13 protein-coding genes are annotated in these 14,861 nt (G+C 71.7%); 5 read left to right on the top strand and 8 right to left on the bottom strand.

The window, feature by feature from the left end:
* Window positions 1–22: 22 nt before the first annotated feature.
* Window positions 23–1,060, top strand: coding sequence for a GrpB family protein (locus tag SK571_RS36890; protein WP_319988746.1), 1,038 nt, complete (start codon window positions 23–25; stop codon window positions 1,058–1,060).
* Here SK571_RS36890 and SK571_RS36885 read toward each other — a convergent pair.
* Window positions 1,038–2,009, bottom strand: coding sequence for a GlxA family transcriptional regulator (locus SK571_RS36885; protein ID WP_319988745.1), 972 nt, complete (start codon window positions 2,007–2,009; stop codon window positions 1,038–1,040). The two genes, SK571_RS36890 and SK571_RS36885, sit on opposite strands and share 23 nt — an antisense overlap.
* Before the next feature lie 53 nt (window positions 2,010–2,062).
* Between SK571_RS36885 and SK571_RS36880 the strand changes: the two genes are divergently transcribed.
* Entirely contained in the window at window positions 2,063–2,455 is a 393-nt protein-coding gene (locus SK571_RS36880) for a cupin domain-containing protein (protein WP_319988744.1), read from the top strand.
* Window positions 2,456–2,516: 61 nt separating this feature from the next.
* Window positions 2,517–5,240 (top strand): AfsR/SARP family transcriptional regulator, encoded by a 2,724-nt coding sequence (locus SK571_RS36875; RefSeq protein ID WP_319988743.1) that lies wholly within the window; start codon window positions 2,517–2,519, stop codon window positions 5,238–5,240.
* Between the two features lie 684 nt (window positions 5,241–5,924).
* Here the strand turns inward: SK571_RS36875 and SK571_RS36870 are convergent.
* Genes SK571_RS36870 through SK571_RS36855 form a run of 4 tightly spaced genes read right to left on the bottom strand, consistent with a single transcriptional unit; the run spans window position 5,925 to window position 10,941 of the window.
* Window positions 5,925–7,457, bottom strand: coding sequence for an ABC transporter ATP-binding protein (locus tag SK571_RS36870; RefSeq protein ID WP_319988742.1), 1,533 nt, complete (start codon window positions 7,455–7,457; stop codon window positions 5,925–5,927).
* Window positions 7,454–8,272 (bottom strand): ABC transporter permease, encoded by an 819-nt coding sequence (locus SK571_RS36865; protein ID WP_319988741.1) that lies wholly within the window; start codon window positions 8,270–8,272, stop codon window positions 7,454–7,456. Before SK571_RS36865 ends, SK571_RS36870 begins: the two co-directional genes overlap by 4 nt.
* Entirely contained in the window at window positions 8,269–9,219 is a 951-nt protein-coding gene (locus tag SK571_RS36860; RefSeq protein ID WP_319988740.1) for an ABC transporter permease, read from the bottom strand. Before SK571_RS36860 ends, SK571_RS36865 begins: the two co-directional genes overlap by 4 nt.
* Window positions 9,220–10,941 (bottom strand): ABC transporter substrate-binding protein, encoded by a 1,722-nt coding sequence (locus SK571_RS36855; RefSeq protein WP_319988739.1) that lies wholly within the window; start codon window positions 10,939–10,941, stop codon window positions 9,220–9,222.
* Window positions 10,942–11,021: 80 nt separating this feature from the next.
* Between SK571_RS36855 and SK571_RS36850 the strand changes: the two genes are divergently transcribed.
* A complete protein-coding gene (locus tag SK571_RS36850) occupies window positions 11,022–11,849 on the top strand; it encodes a M55 family metallopeptidase (protein ID WP_319988738.1) in 828 nt (275 codons plus the stop codon).
* Here the strand turns inward: SK571_RS36850 and SK571_RS36845 are convergent, their stop codons facing one another.
* Entirely contained in the window at window positions 11,850–12,005 is a 156-nt protein-coding gene (locus SK571_RS36845) for a hypothetical protein (protein WP_319988737.1), read from the bottom strand. It abuts the gene before it with no gap.
* A complete protein-coding gene (locus SK571_RS36840) occupies window positions 11,957–13,102 on the bottom strand; it encodes a hypothetical protein (RefSeq protein WP_319988736.1) in 1,146 nt (381 codons plus the stop codon). The genes SK571_RS36845 and SK571_RS36840 overlap by 49 nt, the downstream gene beginning before the upstream one ends.
* A 72-nt stretch (window positions 13,103–13,174) precedes the next feature.
* Here SK571_RS36840 and SK571_RS36835 point away from each other — a divergent pair, with 72 nt between their 5' ends.
* Window positions 13,175–14,461, top strand: a complete 1,287-nt coding sequence (locus SK571_RS36835; protein WP_319988735.1) for a M20/M25/M40 family metallo-hydrolase — start codon at window positions 13,175–13,177, stop codon at window positions 14,459–14,461.
* On the opposite strand, the gene SK571_RS36830 is transcribed toward SK571_RS36835, so the two are convergent.
* Window positions 14,438–14,861, bottom strand: a 424-nt coding sequence (locus SK571_RS36830) for a pyridoxamine 5'-phosphate oxidase family protein (protein WP_319988734.1), incomplete at its 5' end; no start/stop codon positions are given. The genes SK571_RS36835 and SK571_RS36830 overlap by 24 nt on opposite strands.

Raw genomic sequence — 14,861 nt, 5'->3', positions numbered from 1 at the left:
ACTGCCGATCTGGGGGTTTGCCATGAACATCGAGCTCGCCGAGTACGACCCTGCCTGGCCCGGTCTGTACGAGCGGGAACGGGTGCGGGTGCTGGCCGCGTTGCCGGGGGCGGTGCTGGAGCACGTGGGGTCGACGTCGGTTCCCGGGTTGTGCGCGAAGCCGTTGATCGACCTGATGCTGGTGGTGGACGACCCGCTGGACGAGGCGTCGTACGTGCCCGCGCTCGAGGCGGCCGGGTATCGGGTGGCGGTGCGGGAGGACGACTGGCACGAGCACCGGGTGCTCAAGGGCCCGGACACGAACGTCAACCTGCACGTGTTCCCGCGTGGGTGTGCTCAGGTGCGGCGGCATCTGCTGTTCCGCGACTGGCTGCGCGGCAACGCCGGGGACCGCGAGTTGTACGCGTCCACCAAGCGAGCGCTGGCGGCCCGGCCGTGGGATCGGGTGCAGGACTACGTGGACGCGAAGAACGCCGTGGTGCTGGAGATCCTGGAACGCGCGTATCTGGCGTGTCCGGTGGAGCCGGGTGAGGTCGAGTTCGTGACGGAGACGCCGCCGCACAACGCCCCGGTGGTGCTGCGGGACCACGATCCGGCGTGGGCGCGGTGGTACGCGGGTGAGGAGGCGAAGATCCGGGCGGCGCTGGGTGAGCAGGTCGTCCGGGTGGAGCACGTGGGGTCGACGTCGGTGCCGGGGCTGGCGGCGAAGCCGTTGATCGACATCTTGCTGGTGGTGCCGGACTCGGCCGATGAGGACGCCTACGTGCCGGCGTTGGTGGCGGCGGGTTACCACCTGCGGCTTCGTGAGCGGACGTGGCACGAGCACCGGGTGCTCAAGGGCACGGCGCCGGACGTGAACCTGCACGTCTTCTCGCCCAGGTGTGAGGAGCTGGACCGGATGCTGGCGTTCCGCGACCGGCTGCGTGCTCACCCGGAGGACCGGGAAAAGTACGAGCGCACGAAACGTGAGCTGGCGGGCCGGACGTGGGGGCGGGTGCAGGACTACGCCGACGCGAAGACGCGGGTGGTGGAGCGGATCATTCTGCGGGCGCTGGGCTGAAGCGGCGCCGGTAGTCCGACGGGGTGAGGCCGGTTTCGCGGCGCATCAGGGCGCGGAGGTTGGCGGCGGTGCCGAGGCCGGTGCGGCGGGCGACGACGTCGAAGCGCCGCTCCCCCAGTTCGATGAGCCGGCACGCGAGGGTGACGCGTTCGCCGGTGAGCCACGCGAGTGGTGTGGTGCCGAGCTGTGCCTGGAAGCGGCGGTGCAGGGTGGCCGGGCTGACGGCGGCGCGGGTGGCGAGGTCGGTGACGGTGAGCGGGGTGTCGAGGTGGCGCTGGGCCCAGGCGAGGACGGGGGCGAGTGACTCGTCGGGCAGGTCGGGTACGGGGCGTTCGACGAACTGGCGCTGGCCGCCGTCGCGGTGTGCGGCGAAGACGAGGCGGCGGCTGACGGAGCTGGCGATCTGGGCGCCGTGGTCGCGGCGGACGAGGTGCAGGCCGAGGTCGAGGGCGGCGGCGCTGCCGGCGGAGGTGAGGATGTCGCCGTCGTCGACGAACAGGACGTCGGGTTCGAGGTGCACGGCCGGGAAGCGGCTGCGGAAGTCGTCGGCCCACTGCCAGTGGGCGGTGGCGCGGCGGCCGTCGAGGACGCCGGCTTCGGCGAGGGTGAAGGCGCCGCTGCAGAATCCGACGAGGCGGGCGCCGCGGGTGTGGGCGCGGCGGATGGCGTCGAGGACCTCCGGGCGTCTGGGTGCGTCGACGTTGGGGCGGTTGGGGACGATGAGGGTGTCGGCGGTGTCGGCGGCGCTGAGGTCCGCGACGCCGGTGAGGGTGAAGAAGCCGTCGCGCATCGCCGTGCGGGGTTCGGGTGCGCAGAGGTGGAAGTCGTAGAGGTGGCCGCCGATCTCGGGGCGGTGCAGGCCGAAGATCTCGGTGGCGCAGCCGAGTTCGAACGGGTTGGAGTTCTCGTCGACGATGACGACGACGCGGTGCGAGGAATCTTGCGGCATGTGCGATTCCTAGCACTCACGCCCGTGGTGCGACAACGGCGAGGCTGGTGGCCGTGAACAGCGAACCCATTGCCCTCGACAAAGCCCTGGCCTCGTTCGACGACCTGTGGAGCCCTCGGATCGTCACGCAGGTCAACGACTACGACGTGCGCGTCACGAAGGTCCGGGGTGAGCACCTCTGGCACGTGCACGACGACACCGACGAGTTCTTCCTGGTGCTCGACGGTGAGCTGCGCATCGCGTTGCGCGAGCCTGACGGGGAGCGGACGGTCGTGCTCGCGAAGGGGTCGGTGTTCACCGTGCCGCGCGGGACGTTCCACAAGCCGTCGGCGCCGGACGGTGCGGAGATCCTGCTGTTCGAGCCCACCGGGACCTCGACGGTCGGTGATCGTCACGACGAGGTCCCGGCTCATGTCGACGCGACGACGGGACACGCGCTGCGCTAGGTGTTCGGAGCAGTGCCGGTTCCGGCCTCGTAGATCCCCCGGCTCGGGAACAATCACGCCTGTGAGGTTCGGGGTGCTCGGTCCGGTGCTGGTCGACGGTGTGGAGGTCGCGGCGCCGCGGCAGCGTGCGCTGCTGGCCATGCTCGTGCTCGACGCCGGGCGGATCGTGGGGCACGACCAGCTGATCGGCGGCTTGTACGCCGACCCGCCCGCCGGGGCGGCGAATGCCCTGCAGTCGCAGGTCTCGCGGTTGCGGCGCACGGTGCCGGGGCTGGTGATCGAGCACCACCCGGCGGGCTACCGGCTCGTCGCCGGGCCGTCCGAGGTGGATCACCTGCACTGCGCCGGGCTGCTCGCGGCCGGACGGGCCGCGCAGGCGCTGGCGTTGTGGCGCGGGCCCGCCCTCGCGGACGTCGACGCGCCGTTCGTGCCGGTGGCGCGGCAGAACCTGACGGAAGTGCTCATCGGCTGCGCGGTGGCGGGCGGGACCACGAAAGACCTGCGGGAGCTGCTCGCGCAGCACCCGTTGCGGGAGGACCTGCGAGCGGCGCTGATGCGGTCACTGCACCGCGACGGCCGCCAGGGCGAGGCGCTGGAGGTGTTCGCGCAGGGCCGGGAGCTGCTGGCCGACGAGCTCGGCGTCGATCCCTCCCCCGTGCTCGCGGCCGCGCACCTGGAGGTGCTGCGGGCGCAGGCACCGCACCGGGGCGTGCCCGCGCAGCTCACCAGCTTCGTGGGTCGCGACGAGGACCTGCGGCGGGTGTCGAAGTGGGTGCGCGACAACCGGCTCGTCACGCTCATCGGCCCCGGTGGCACCGGCAAGACCCGGCTCGCCGTCGAGGTCGCGCACCGCGAACCGGGCGAGGTGGCGTTCGTCGACCTCAGCGCCACCACCGACGTCGCCCGGGCGATGCTCGACGGCCTCGGGGTGCGCGAGGCCGGACTGCTGTCCGGTGGCCCGGTCAGCGTCGAGGAACGGCTGCGGGCGGCGCTGGCGGCCCGCGACGTCGTGCTGGTCGTGGACAACTGCGAGCACGTCGTCGAGGACGCCGCCCGCGTGCTCGGCTCCGTGCTCGCCTCCTGCCCGGACGTGCGGGTGCTGGCCACGAGCCGTGAACCGCTCGGCATCACCGGGGAGACGCTGAGCCCGGTCACCGCGCTGGACGACGACGCCGCCACCCGCTTGTTCCTCGACCGCGCGCAGGCCGTGAAGCCGGGGTTCCACGCCGATGCGGGCGTCGTCGCCGAGGTGTGCCGGCGGCTGGACGGGATCGCGCTCGCCATCGAACTGGCCGCCGCCCGCGTGCGGACCCTGCCGCTGGCCGAGATCACCGCCCGCCTCGACGACAGGTTCCGGTTGCTGTCCAAGGGCAGCCGCACCGCCGCGCCCCGCCATCGCACGCTGCACGCCGTCGTGGAGTGGAGCTGGGACCTGCTCACCGACGCCGAACGCGACCTCGCCGCCCGCTTCACCGTGTTCAGCGGCGGAGCCGGCCTGGACGCCGTCACCGCGGTGTGCGGGTCCGATGTGGACACGTTGACGTCGCTGGCGGACAAGTCACTCGTCGAGGTCGTCGACGACCGCTACCGGATGCTCGACACCATCCGCGCGTTCTGCGCCACCCACGCCCCGGACCTCGCGGCCACGCACGCGCGCTGGTTCCTGCAACGCGCGCAGCAGGCCGAACCGCACCTGCGCGCCCACGGCCAGATCGAATGGCTCGCCCGGCTCGCCGCCGACCACGACAACCTCGTCGCCGCCGTCACCTGGGCCACCTGCCACGACGTGCGCCTCGCCCTGGAGCTCATGGCCGCGCTCGCCACCTACTACTGGTTCCGCGGCCTGCGCACCGAGGCCGCCCAGCAGGCCGAAGCCGTGCTGCACGCGTGCGGCGAGACCCCGCCGCCCGGCCACGAGCAGGAGTACGCGCTGTGCCTGCTGATCGCCTGGCCGGTCGCGACCGGGGACCAGAGCGCCCGCATCCGGCAGGCCGACGCGCTGTTGGACAGGCTCGTCGACCCGCCGCGCTACCCGATCATGACCATGATGTGGGGCATGGCGCTCGGTGCGCCGCGAGGCGACTCCCAGGTGTGGCACCGCCGCAACCGGCTGCTCGGCGGCGACCCGTGGAGTGCCGCGCTGGCGCTGGTCGGCGACGGTCTCGTGGCACGCATGGCAGGCGACCAGACGGCGGGCGCCGACCTGCTGGCGCAGGGTGCGGCGGCGTTCACGCGCATCGGCGACCGCTGGGGCGCGGCGCTCGCGTTCAACCAGCTCGGCGAGATCGCCCTGGCGCGAGGCGACGCCGCGGGCGCCCTGGCGCACATCGAACGGGGCCGCGGCCTGCTCGACGAGCTCGGCGCCACCGAGGACACCGCCGAAGCCGTCATCGGACGCGCGCAGGCCGCCCTGCTCGCCGGCGACCTCGACGGCGCGCGCACGGACTTCGGCCTCGCGCTCACCCTCGCGCGGCGCGCCGGCGCACTCGTGGTGCAGGCCGGCGCCCACCTCGGCCTGGCCGGACTCGCCCGCGTCACCGGCGACTACGCGACCGCCCGCGAGCAGTGCGACCAGGCGTGGGAGCGGTGCCCGGGCGGCTGGTACGGGCCCGACCAGATGCGCTGCCACATCGCCGTGGAACGCGGCCGCGTCGCGCAGGCCGAAGGCGATCCCGTCCTGGCCCGCCGGCACTTCGAGGAGGCACTGCGACGGGCCGAGGGGCAGCGCGACCACGTAACCGAGACCGCCGTGCGCGCGGAACTCGCCGCCCTGGCCGTGACCTGATCCGCCGCCACCACAACCACGCCGGCAGCCTGCGGTGTGCGACGAACGTCCACAGGTCGTCCTCGGCCACCTCGTCGGGGTGACGGCGCAGCACCTCCAGGCACTCCCGCGACACCACCCCGTGGATGCGCGCCACGTGCGCCAGCGCCGTCGCGCCCTGGCGGCGGACCTCGATGCGGTTGTGGTCCAGTGCGCGGGCCACCCGCCGCGACACCACCAGCGGGTCCGGATGCGACAGGGCCAGGCCGATCACCGCCACCCCGACCATGTCCTCGCCTCGGTCGAACGCCGCGTCGACCTCCTCGGGGCGGGCGACGCCCATCAGTGCCGAGTAGTCGTGCCAGTTCACGCCCTGGCCGCGCATCGCCCGGTCCAGCAGGAACCGCTGCCTGCCGTCGGAGCGTTCCCCGGTGTGCTCGAAGTCCGCGGCCAGGTACCGCCACACGGCCGCGGTGTCGGCACGGGAGGTCGAGGCCAGGATCCGGCACAGCTCCAGCACGTGCTCGCGCTCGCTCGCCTGCGCGAGCTCACCCAGGACACCGGGCGGGCGGCCCAGGTCCTGCCACGCCAGCCGCGCCAGCGCCGGCACCTCGTCCACGGCCACCCAGCCGTCGGCCCCGCCCCGCCCGATCTCGGCAGGCGTCAGCGAGGCCCGGCACCGGGCGTGTTCGAGCGGGATCACCCTCAGACCTGCGGCACCGCGCGCAGCAAAGCGCGCGTGTAGTCGTGAGACGGGGTGAGGAGGACTTGTTCGACTGAGCCTTGTTCCACGATTTTCCCCTGATGCATCACCGCGACCCGGTCGGCGATCTGCCACGCCAGCCCTAGGTCGTGCGTGATGATCAATGAAGCAAGGCCCAGTTCCCGGCGCAACCGGAGCAGCAGCGCCACGATCTCCCCGCGCACCGAGGCGTCCAGGGACGCGACGGGCTCGTCGGCCACCAGCAGACGGGGCTGCAGCACCAGTGCTCCGGCGATCACCACCCGCTGCTGCTGACCCCCCGACAGCTCGTGCGGCAGCGACTCCAGGTACAGGCTCGCCGGACGCAGCTCCGCGCGTTCGACAGCGGCCGTGACCAGGGATTCCTGCTCGTCGGCCAGGCCGTGCACGCGCAGTCCCTCGGCGACCGCGTCGAACACCGTGTGACGTGGGTTGAGCGCGCTGGACGGATCTTGGAGCACCAGCTGCACCTGACGCCGGAAGGCCTTGAGCGCCTTGCCGGTGCGGCCCACCTCGGCACCGTCGAAGATCACCCGACCGGAGGACGGCTTCCGCAGCCCCATTATGGTACGGGCCAGTGTCGTTTTGCCGGATCCGGACTGGCCGACCAGCGCCACGATCTCGCCCCGCCCGATCGTCAGGTCCACCCCGTCGACCGCGCGGGTGCGCCCGTAGTCGACCACCAGATCCCGCACCTGCAGCAACGGCTCCGGCTGCGGGGCGGGCTCGGCCCAGCGGTGCGCCGGATCGCCGATCACCGGGAACGCCGCCGTCAGCGCCGCGGTGTGCGGATGCCGCGGGTTCGCGATCACCTCGCGGGTGCGGCCGCGTTCGACCAGCTCACCGCGATGCATCACCGCGAGGTCCTCACACGTCTGCGCGAGCACCGACAGGTCGTGGCTGATCATCAGCAACCCGAGGTCCTGCTCGGCCACCAGGCGTTTCATCGCCGCCAGCACCTGCGCCTGCACCACCACGTCCAGCGCCGTCGTCGGCTCGTCCGCGATCACCAGGCGCGGCCCGCACGCCAGCGCCATCGCGATCATCACCCGCTGCTTCTGCCCGCCCGACAGCTCGTGCGGATACGCCCGCGCCTTCTCCCGCGGCAGCTCCACCTGCTCCAGCAGCTCGGCCACGCTGCCCCGCGCGCCGTGCAGCCGCATCGGCTCGGCGATCTGGTCACCGACGCGGCGCACGGGGTTGAGCGAGTGCATCGCGCCCTGGAACACGATCGACGCCGCCGCCCACCGCACCGCCCGCAACCGGCCCCACGACATCGTCCGCACGTCGTCGCCGTCGAGCAGGATCTCGCCCTCGACCCGCGCGGCCCTGGGCAGCAGCCGCAGCACCGACATCGCCACCGTCGACTTGCCCGACCCCGACTCACCCGCCAGCCCGAGCGTCTGACCGGGCGCGAGCGTCAGGTCGACCTCGCTCACGACACGTTTCGGTCCGTAGTGGACGGAGAGGTTCTTCAGCTCCAGCACCGGATTCACCTCTTCGGCGTCACAACGGCTTCAAGCGCCCGCCCGACGAGCGTGAACGCCAGCACCACGACCACGATCGCCAGGCCCGGCGGCAGCAGGTACCACCACGCCTGCTGCGGCACCGCCCCGTGCAGCTGGGCCTGGTGCAGCATCGCGCCCCACGAGATCCGCGTCGGATCACCCAGCCCCAGAAACGCCAGCGTCGACTCCGCCACGATCGCCGATGCCACCGCCAGCGTCGCGTTGACCAGCACCAGCGGCACCACCGACGGCACCACGTGCCGCCCGATGACGTGGACGTGGCCACCACCGAGCGCCCGTGCGCGTTCCACGAACGGACGGGCCTCGATCGTCAGCGTCTGCGCCCGCACCATCCGTGCCGTCGACGGCCAGCTCGTCAGCCCGATCGCCAGCACGATCGTGCCCAGCCCGCGCGGCAGCACCGTCGACAGCGCGATCGCCAGCACCAGCGCCGGCAGCACCAGGAAGAAGTCCGTGACCCGCAGCAACGCCCCCGCCAGCAGGCCACCGAAATGACCGCTCACGATTCCGACGAGCGTGCCGATCCCGACCGACAGCACCGCCGCAGTCAACCCGACGAACAACGACGTCCCCGTGCCCTGCGCCATCAGCAGCGCCACCGACCGTCCCGTGTGGTCGGTGCCCAGCCAATGCCCGGCGTCGGGTGCCTGCCAGGCGTCCGCCGTCACCCGCGTGACGTCCAGCGACTCCGCGTCGATCAGCAGCGGCGCAAGCACCGCGACCAGCGCCGCCACGGCGAGGATCGCGGCACCCGCGAGGCCGGTCCTGTCGAACCTGTTCATACGACCTTCACCCGTGGATCCAGGACCCCGTGCAGCAGGTCGGCCAGCAGGTTCATCACCACGACCGCGCCCGCCGTCACCACCAGCAACCCCTGCAGCAGGAAGTAGTCCGGCCCGGTCAGCGCGTCGTAGAACAACAGCCCCAGACCCGGCCAGGAGAACACCGTCTCCGTCGTGATCGCCCCGGCCACCACCAGCCCGAACCGCAGGAACACCAGCGTGATCGCCGGCAGCACCGCGTTCGGCACGGCGTGGCGGCGCCGCACCAGGTCGTCGCGCAGACCCTTGGCGCGGGCCGTCGTCAGGTAGGGGGCGTTCATCTCCTCCAGCAACGACGACCGCATCACCAGCGCGTACTCCGCGCACACCACCGCGACCAGCGTCACCGACGGCAGCACCAGGTGGTGGCCCACGTCCAGGGCCTGCGACACGAAGTCCGGCGCCGTGTCGGTGTCACGCATGCCCCGCGACGGGAACAGGTCCCCCGTCACCATCATCAGCAACATGCCCAGCCAGAACGTCGGCACCGCCCACAACGTCAGCGACACCCCCGTCGTGACCTTGTCGAACACCGAGTCACGCCGCCACGCCGCCCGCACCCCGAGCCACAACCCCAGCAGCACCGCCATCAGCGTCGCCGTGCCCACCAGCAGCAACGTCGGCCCCAGCCGCTCCAGGATCACGTCGGAGACCGGGCGGCGGAACGTGAACGACGTGCCCAGATCGCCCTGCAGCAGCGAGGTGAAGTAGCTCCAGAACTGCTCGAGCAGCGGACGGTCCAGGCCGAACTGCGCGCGCAGTTCGGCCTGCATCGCCGCCGTGGTCGGACGTCCGCGCGTCATCGAGACCACGGGGTCGCCGGGCACCACCCGGAACAGGAAGAAGCCCAGCACCGCCACCATCAGCAAGCTGAGCGCGGCACCACCGAACCGACCGGCCAGACGCACTTACTCGCGCTCCCCCGCCGTCGCCCTGCGCCGCCGCGCCAGCACCACGAACGCCAGCACCAGCGCCGCGATCGCCGCGCCCACCACGGCGAACCCGGCCCAGCCCGTGCTCCTGGCCTGCGCGGTGCGCCCCGCGGGTTCGGCGCCGTAGTAACCCCACATGCCGTTCTGCGCCATGATCACGCCACCCTGCGCGGGCTGCGTCGTGAACCTCGCGAAGTGGTCGGACCGATAACCCTCCAGCGCGTTCTCATAGGCCAGCACGACGGCGGGCACCTGGTCGTAGAAGCGGGCCTGCATCTGCTTCACGAGCTCGACACGCTCGGCCTCGTCGAACTCCGAGAGCTGCCGGGCGTAGAGCTTGTCGTAGGTCTCGTCGCAGAAATAGGTGTCGGTGGTGCCGCCCTTGCCGTCCGCGCCCGGCCGTTGCGCGCAGGTGTGCAGGCTCAGCACGAAGTCCGGGTCGATGTTCGTCGACCAGCCCGAGAACGCCAGGTCATAGGTCGCGGCGGTGGTGGACTCGTTGAGCTGGTTGTCCGACACCAGCCGCACGTCGAGCGGGATGCCGATGTCGCTCATCGACCGCTTGAGGTACTCGCTGGCCTGCTCGTCGTAGGCCCGTCCGGCACGGCCGATCAGCCGCAGCGGGAACCGGGTGCCGTCGGCCTTGCGCGGATACCCGGCGGCGTCGAGCGCCGCGCCGGCCGCGGCCGGGTCGAACTTGCGCAGCTCGGCCGCGGACGGCTGCCAGTGGTACTTGCCGAACACCGGCGGCACGAGACCGGCGCCCTTCTCCGCGTAGCCGAGGTTCACCCGCGCCACCAGGGCGTCGAGGTCGATGGCCTGCGCGATCGCCCGGCGCACCCGCACGTCGCGCAGCACCGGGCTGCCGTCACCGATCGGCTCACCGGTGCGGGTCTGCGCGCCGGGGTTGATCATCAGCTCGGTGAAGCGGCGGCCCATCGCCTTGTTGCGGGTGACGCCCTCCTTGCCCTGCAGCGAGTCGAACTGGGCCGGTGCCATCCGGTTGACCAGGTCGACCTCGCCCTTGCCCAGCGCCTGCACCGCGGCGTCGGAGTTCTGGAAGTACACGAAGTGCAACTCGTCGTACTTCGGCGCGCCACGCCAGTAGGTCTTGTTGGCCTTGAGCTTGATGAACTGCCCCGGCACGTGCTCCGACAGCACGAACGGCCCGGAGCCCACGACCGGCATCTGGTCGTTGGCGTAGTCCTTGATGCTGCCGACCTTCGACCACACGTGCTCGGGCACGATCGGCACGTCCAGCGCCAGCATCGTCACCTGCGGCGTCTTGGTCCTGATGACCACGTTCCGGTCGTTCGGGGCGGAGACATGGGCGAAGTTGCTGACGAAGCTGCCGTTCGCGGTCCTGGCGACCTCGTCGGACAGCATCAGGTTGTAGGTGAAGGCGACGTCGCGGGCCGTGATCGGCACGCCGTCGGACCACTTCTTGCCCTCGGGGACCGTGAAGGTCCACGTCAGCCGATCAGGTGACTGTTCCCATTTGTTCGCCAGGCCCTCGGTCACCGACTGGTCCTCCGCGGCGTAGGCGGTCAGGTAGTCGTACATCAACCGGCCGATCTCGGTGCTCGACTGGAACACCGCGAGGAACGGGTTCATCGAGTCGATCTGCTGCACGATCGCGACCTTCAGGACCACCGGCTGCTGCGCCGATGCCGGAGGCGCCGCAAGGCCCAAAATCATTGCTGTCGCAAGCAATGCGCACAACTTCACCCGCACGAAAACCCCTCTTCCCCAGCAGCCCACCGCTAACTTACCGAGATGTGCGGATCATGATCTCGGCGGACATGGAAGGCGCCACCGGAGTCACCTGGACCGGGGACGTCGTTCCCGGTACCGAGCAGTGGCAGCGGTTCCGGCGCCTGTTCACGGCGGACGTCAACGCGTGCGTCACCGGCCTCGTCGCGGGCGGAGCGGAGCAGGTGATCGTCAACGAGGCGCATTCCTCGCAACGCAACCTCCTGCTCGAAGACCTCCACGCGTCGGCGCGCCTGCTCACCGGCCGCCACAAACCGTTGTCGATGATGCAAGGTATCGACTCCGATGTGGACGGAGTGGTCTTTCTCGGCTACCACACGGCCGCGGGCACCCGAGGCGTGCTCGCGCACACCTACCTGGAGAACTCCATCACCGGCGTGTGGCTCGACGGCGTGCTCGCCTCCGAAGGCCGCCTCAACGCCGCGCTGGCAGCCGAGTACGGCGCTCCCGTGCTGCTCGTGACCGGTGACGACCTCACATGCGAAGACGCCGCCTCCTACGCCGCCTCCGCGTGGACCGTGGCCGTCAAGGAGTGCGTGTCGCGGTACGCGGCCGTGTGCCTGCCACCCGCCGTGACTTCTTCACAGATCACAGAAGCGGCCACCGCGGCGATGGCCGCGGCAGGGCGTTCCGCCGGTGTCGTGGCGCCGCATCGCATCGAGGTCGAGTTCGACGCCTCGCACCTGGCCGACGCCGCCGCGGTCGTGCCGACCGTCGACTTGATCGGAGTGCGTCGGGTCGGGTTCGACGCCGCGTCGATGACCGAGGCGATGAAGGCCTTCAAGGTCGTCACGCACGTCGCGGCAGGGGCGATCGAGGGCCTCTACGGCTGACTACAGGCCGGCGAGCAGCAGCAGGAGCTCCATCTGTTCCACCGGCAGCGCCGGTGAGCCCGCCGCGTGGTGAACGGTCCAGTCATCGGTGTCGTCCAGCAACGCGATCAGCGACGACTCCGGGAGGTTGCGGTGCTGGGCGACCGCGCGCCGCACCGCGTGGTCGGGATCGGCCGCCAGCCCGGCGACGAGTTCGGCGGGCAGGTCGGGGTCGCGCGGGGCGAGGCAGCGCATCCGGGGATCGGCGTCGGTGGCAGTGGTTCACGCGTGGCGGCCGCGGAAGCGCGGAAACACGGGTAGGGCGAGTCGATGTGCGACAGCGGGTCGGCCATCACCCACTCCAGGCGCATCATGTGCAGCTCGATCACCAGGACGCTGCGGACGAGCGCCAGTTCCATCTCCTCGTCGTCCAGGTCGGGATCCACGTCGATCGGGTGCGGAGCGGCCTCGAACCAGGCGTGGATGGCCGTTCGCAACGGCTCCGGCGTGTCCTGCCGGGCGTAGACGCCGAGACGGACCTCCCCGCTGGGGTCGGTGCCGAGCACGTCCCGCAGTTCTGGTGGCAGCTGGGGGTGGCGGGCCAGCTGGGCACGGACCTCCGGGTCCGGATCCGCTGCCAGCCGCGCGGCAGTGGCGGCGTCGAGGCGGAGGTGCCGGACCGCCCCGGCCCTGGTGACCGGATCGGCGATCAGGGCCGGCACCAGGTCCGGTGGCGGCACCGGATGCGGGAACCGGGAGTGGTAGGTCGCGCACGCGGCTGCCCGGACCTCGTCTTCCGCGTCGGTCAGCAGGAGACGCCTGACGTGCTCGGGCGCCTCGGTCCACCAGCGGCCCAGCGCCGCCCGGACCTGCGGACTCGGGTCGGTCGCGAGGCTTTCGCGCAGGTCGTCCGGCAGGGCGTCGCTCTGTGCCAGGTACGCGCGGGTCTGCGGCTCGGGATCGGCGAGCAGCAGCTCGAACACCTCGCGCGCCGCTCCCTGATCGCAGCCCTTGACGAGCGCGGACCGCACGGAGGCGTCGGGATGGCGGGCCAGCCGCAGCCGTACGGGGTCGGGCAGGGCCCGGTTGAGCGCCAACGTGTGCAGCAACCGGTGCTCGCCGCCGGCGATGATCTCGTCGATCAGCTCACCGGTCAGGTCCGGGCGGGCCGCGACGTCACCGAAGCCCCGGCGGTGGGCGATCAGGCGGCGGACCATGCCCTCGGGCAGCGCCGGGTTGAGCGCGAGACCCTCCAGGGCCTTCTGCAGGTGCACCGGTGTTCCCCCATCACGATCGGCACAGGCCCGTCACAATTCCACACGAGGGCGCCGGATACGGTGGCGTTCATGACGCTGGACGTGGCGCAGCTGTGCGCGCAGCTCATCCGGTTCGACACCACCAACCGCGGCAGCGGGGGCTCCGCGGGCGAGCGGGAGGCCGCCGAGCACGTCGCGGCGGTCCTGCACGACAACGGGGTGCCACCCACGTTGCTCGAACCGGCCCCGCGGCGCACCAACGTCCTCGCGCGCGTACCCGGCACCGACCCGTCGCTGCCGGCCGTGCTGGTCCAGGCGCACCTCGACGTCGTGCCCGCCGACCCCGGCGAGTGGAGCTTCGACCCGTTCGGCGGGGAGATCCGCGACGGGTTCGTGCACGGCCGGGGCGCGGTCGACATGAAGGACATGGCCGCGATGACGCTGGCCGTCATCAACCGCTGGCACACCGAGGGCCGCCGTCCACGCCGTGACGTCGTGCTGGCGTTCGTGGCCGACGAGGAGGACCAGGGCGCCTACGGGGCGCATTGGCTCGTGGAGCACCACGCCGCCCACTTCGCGGGTGTGCAGGCGGCGATCAGCGAGTCCGGCGCGTTCTCCTACGACGTCGACGGCGTGCGGCTGTACCCGATCGGCACCGCCGAACGCGGCACCTCGCACATGAAGCTCACCGCCACCGGCCGCGCCGGGCACGGGTCGCGGCGCAACGACCAGAACGCGGTGACGGCGCTGGCCACCACCCTGGCGCGGATCGCGGCACACCAGCACCCCGTCCGGCTCACCCCGACCGTCGAGGCGTTCCTCGTCGGCGCCGGCAAGGCACTGGGCGTGGAGGTCGACCTCGACGACGTCGACGCGACGCTGGCCCGGCTCGGTCCCGCCGCGAAACTGGCCGAGAACACCGTGCGCTGCTCGACCACCCCGACGATGCTGCAGGCCGGGTACAAGGTCAACGTCATCCCCGGCACCGCCACCGCGCAGCTCGACGTCCGCACCCTGCCGGGCACCGTCGACGAGCTCGTCGCCACCATCGACTCGCTGCTGCCGCCCGGGGTGACCCGCGAGTTCCTCGAGCACCAGCCGCCCGTCGAGGCCCCCATCGACACGCCGTGGTTCACCGCGATGGCCGAGGCCCTGCGTGACGAGGACCCCGCCGCGGCCGTCGTGCCCTACTGCCTGGGCGGCGGCACCGACGCCAAGGCGTTCAGCCGGCTGGGCATCCACAACTACGGCTTCTCGCCGCTGCGGCTGCCCGTGGACTTCGACTACCGGGCCATGGCGCACGGCGTCGACGAACGCGTGCCCGTCGAGGGCCTGGAGTTCGGTGTGCGCGTTCTAGACCGCTTCCTGTCGAGCTGACCGCCGCTCGACGAGCTCCTGCACCGCACTGGGCAGCGTCGTCTCGAAGTCGATCAGCTTCGCCCACGTCGGCGTCACCACGATCCGCACCATGCCGTCGTAGAGCGAGCGGACCTCGCGCTCCCACTCCACCCGCTGCTCCGCGCTCATCCCGTAGCTGCCGTTCATCTGCAGGTACTCCTCCGGGATGCCGTCGACCTCGTCCAGCTCGACGGTGCCGCGGATCAGCAGGATCTTCGGCGGGTGCACCTCGGTGTCGATCGTCAGCGCCACCACCGGGTTCGCTCGCAGCGCGTGCAGCTTCGGCGCGTTCTTCGAGGTGCACAGCACGATCCGCTCGCCGTTCCAGGTGTGCGCGATCGGCACCGCGCGCGGCGTGCCGTCCTTCGCCACGTACGCC

It is taken from the genome of Lentzea kristufekii, from assembly GCF_033949925.1.
Classification (GTDB): domain Bacteria; phylum Actinomycetota; class Actinomycetes; order Mycobacteriales; family Pseudonocardiaceae; genus Lentzea; species Lentzea kristufekii.
The sequence above is the reverse complement of the archived record's forward strand: the minus strand, read 5'-3'. Positions and strand labels throughout refer to the sequence as shown.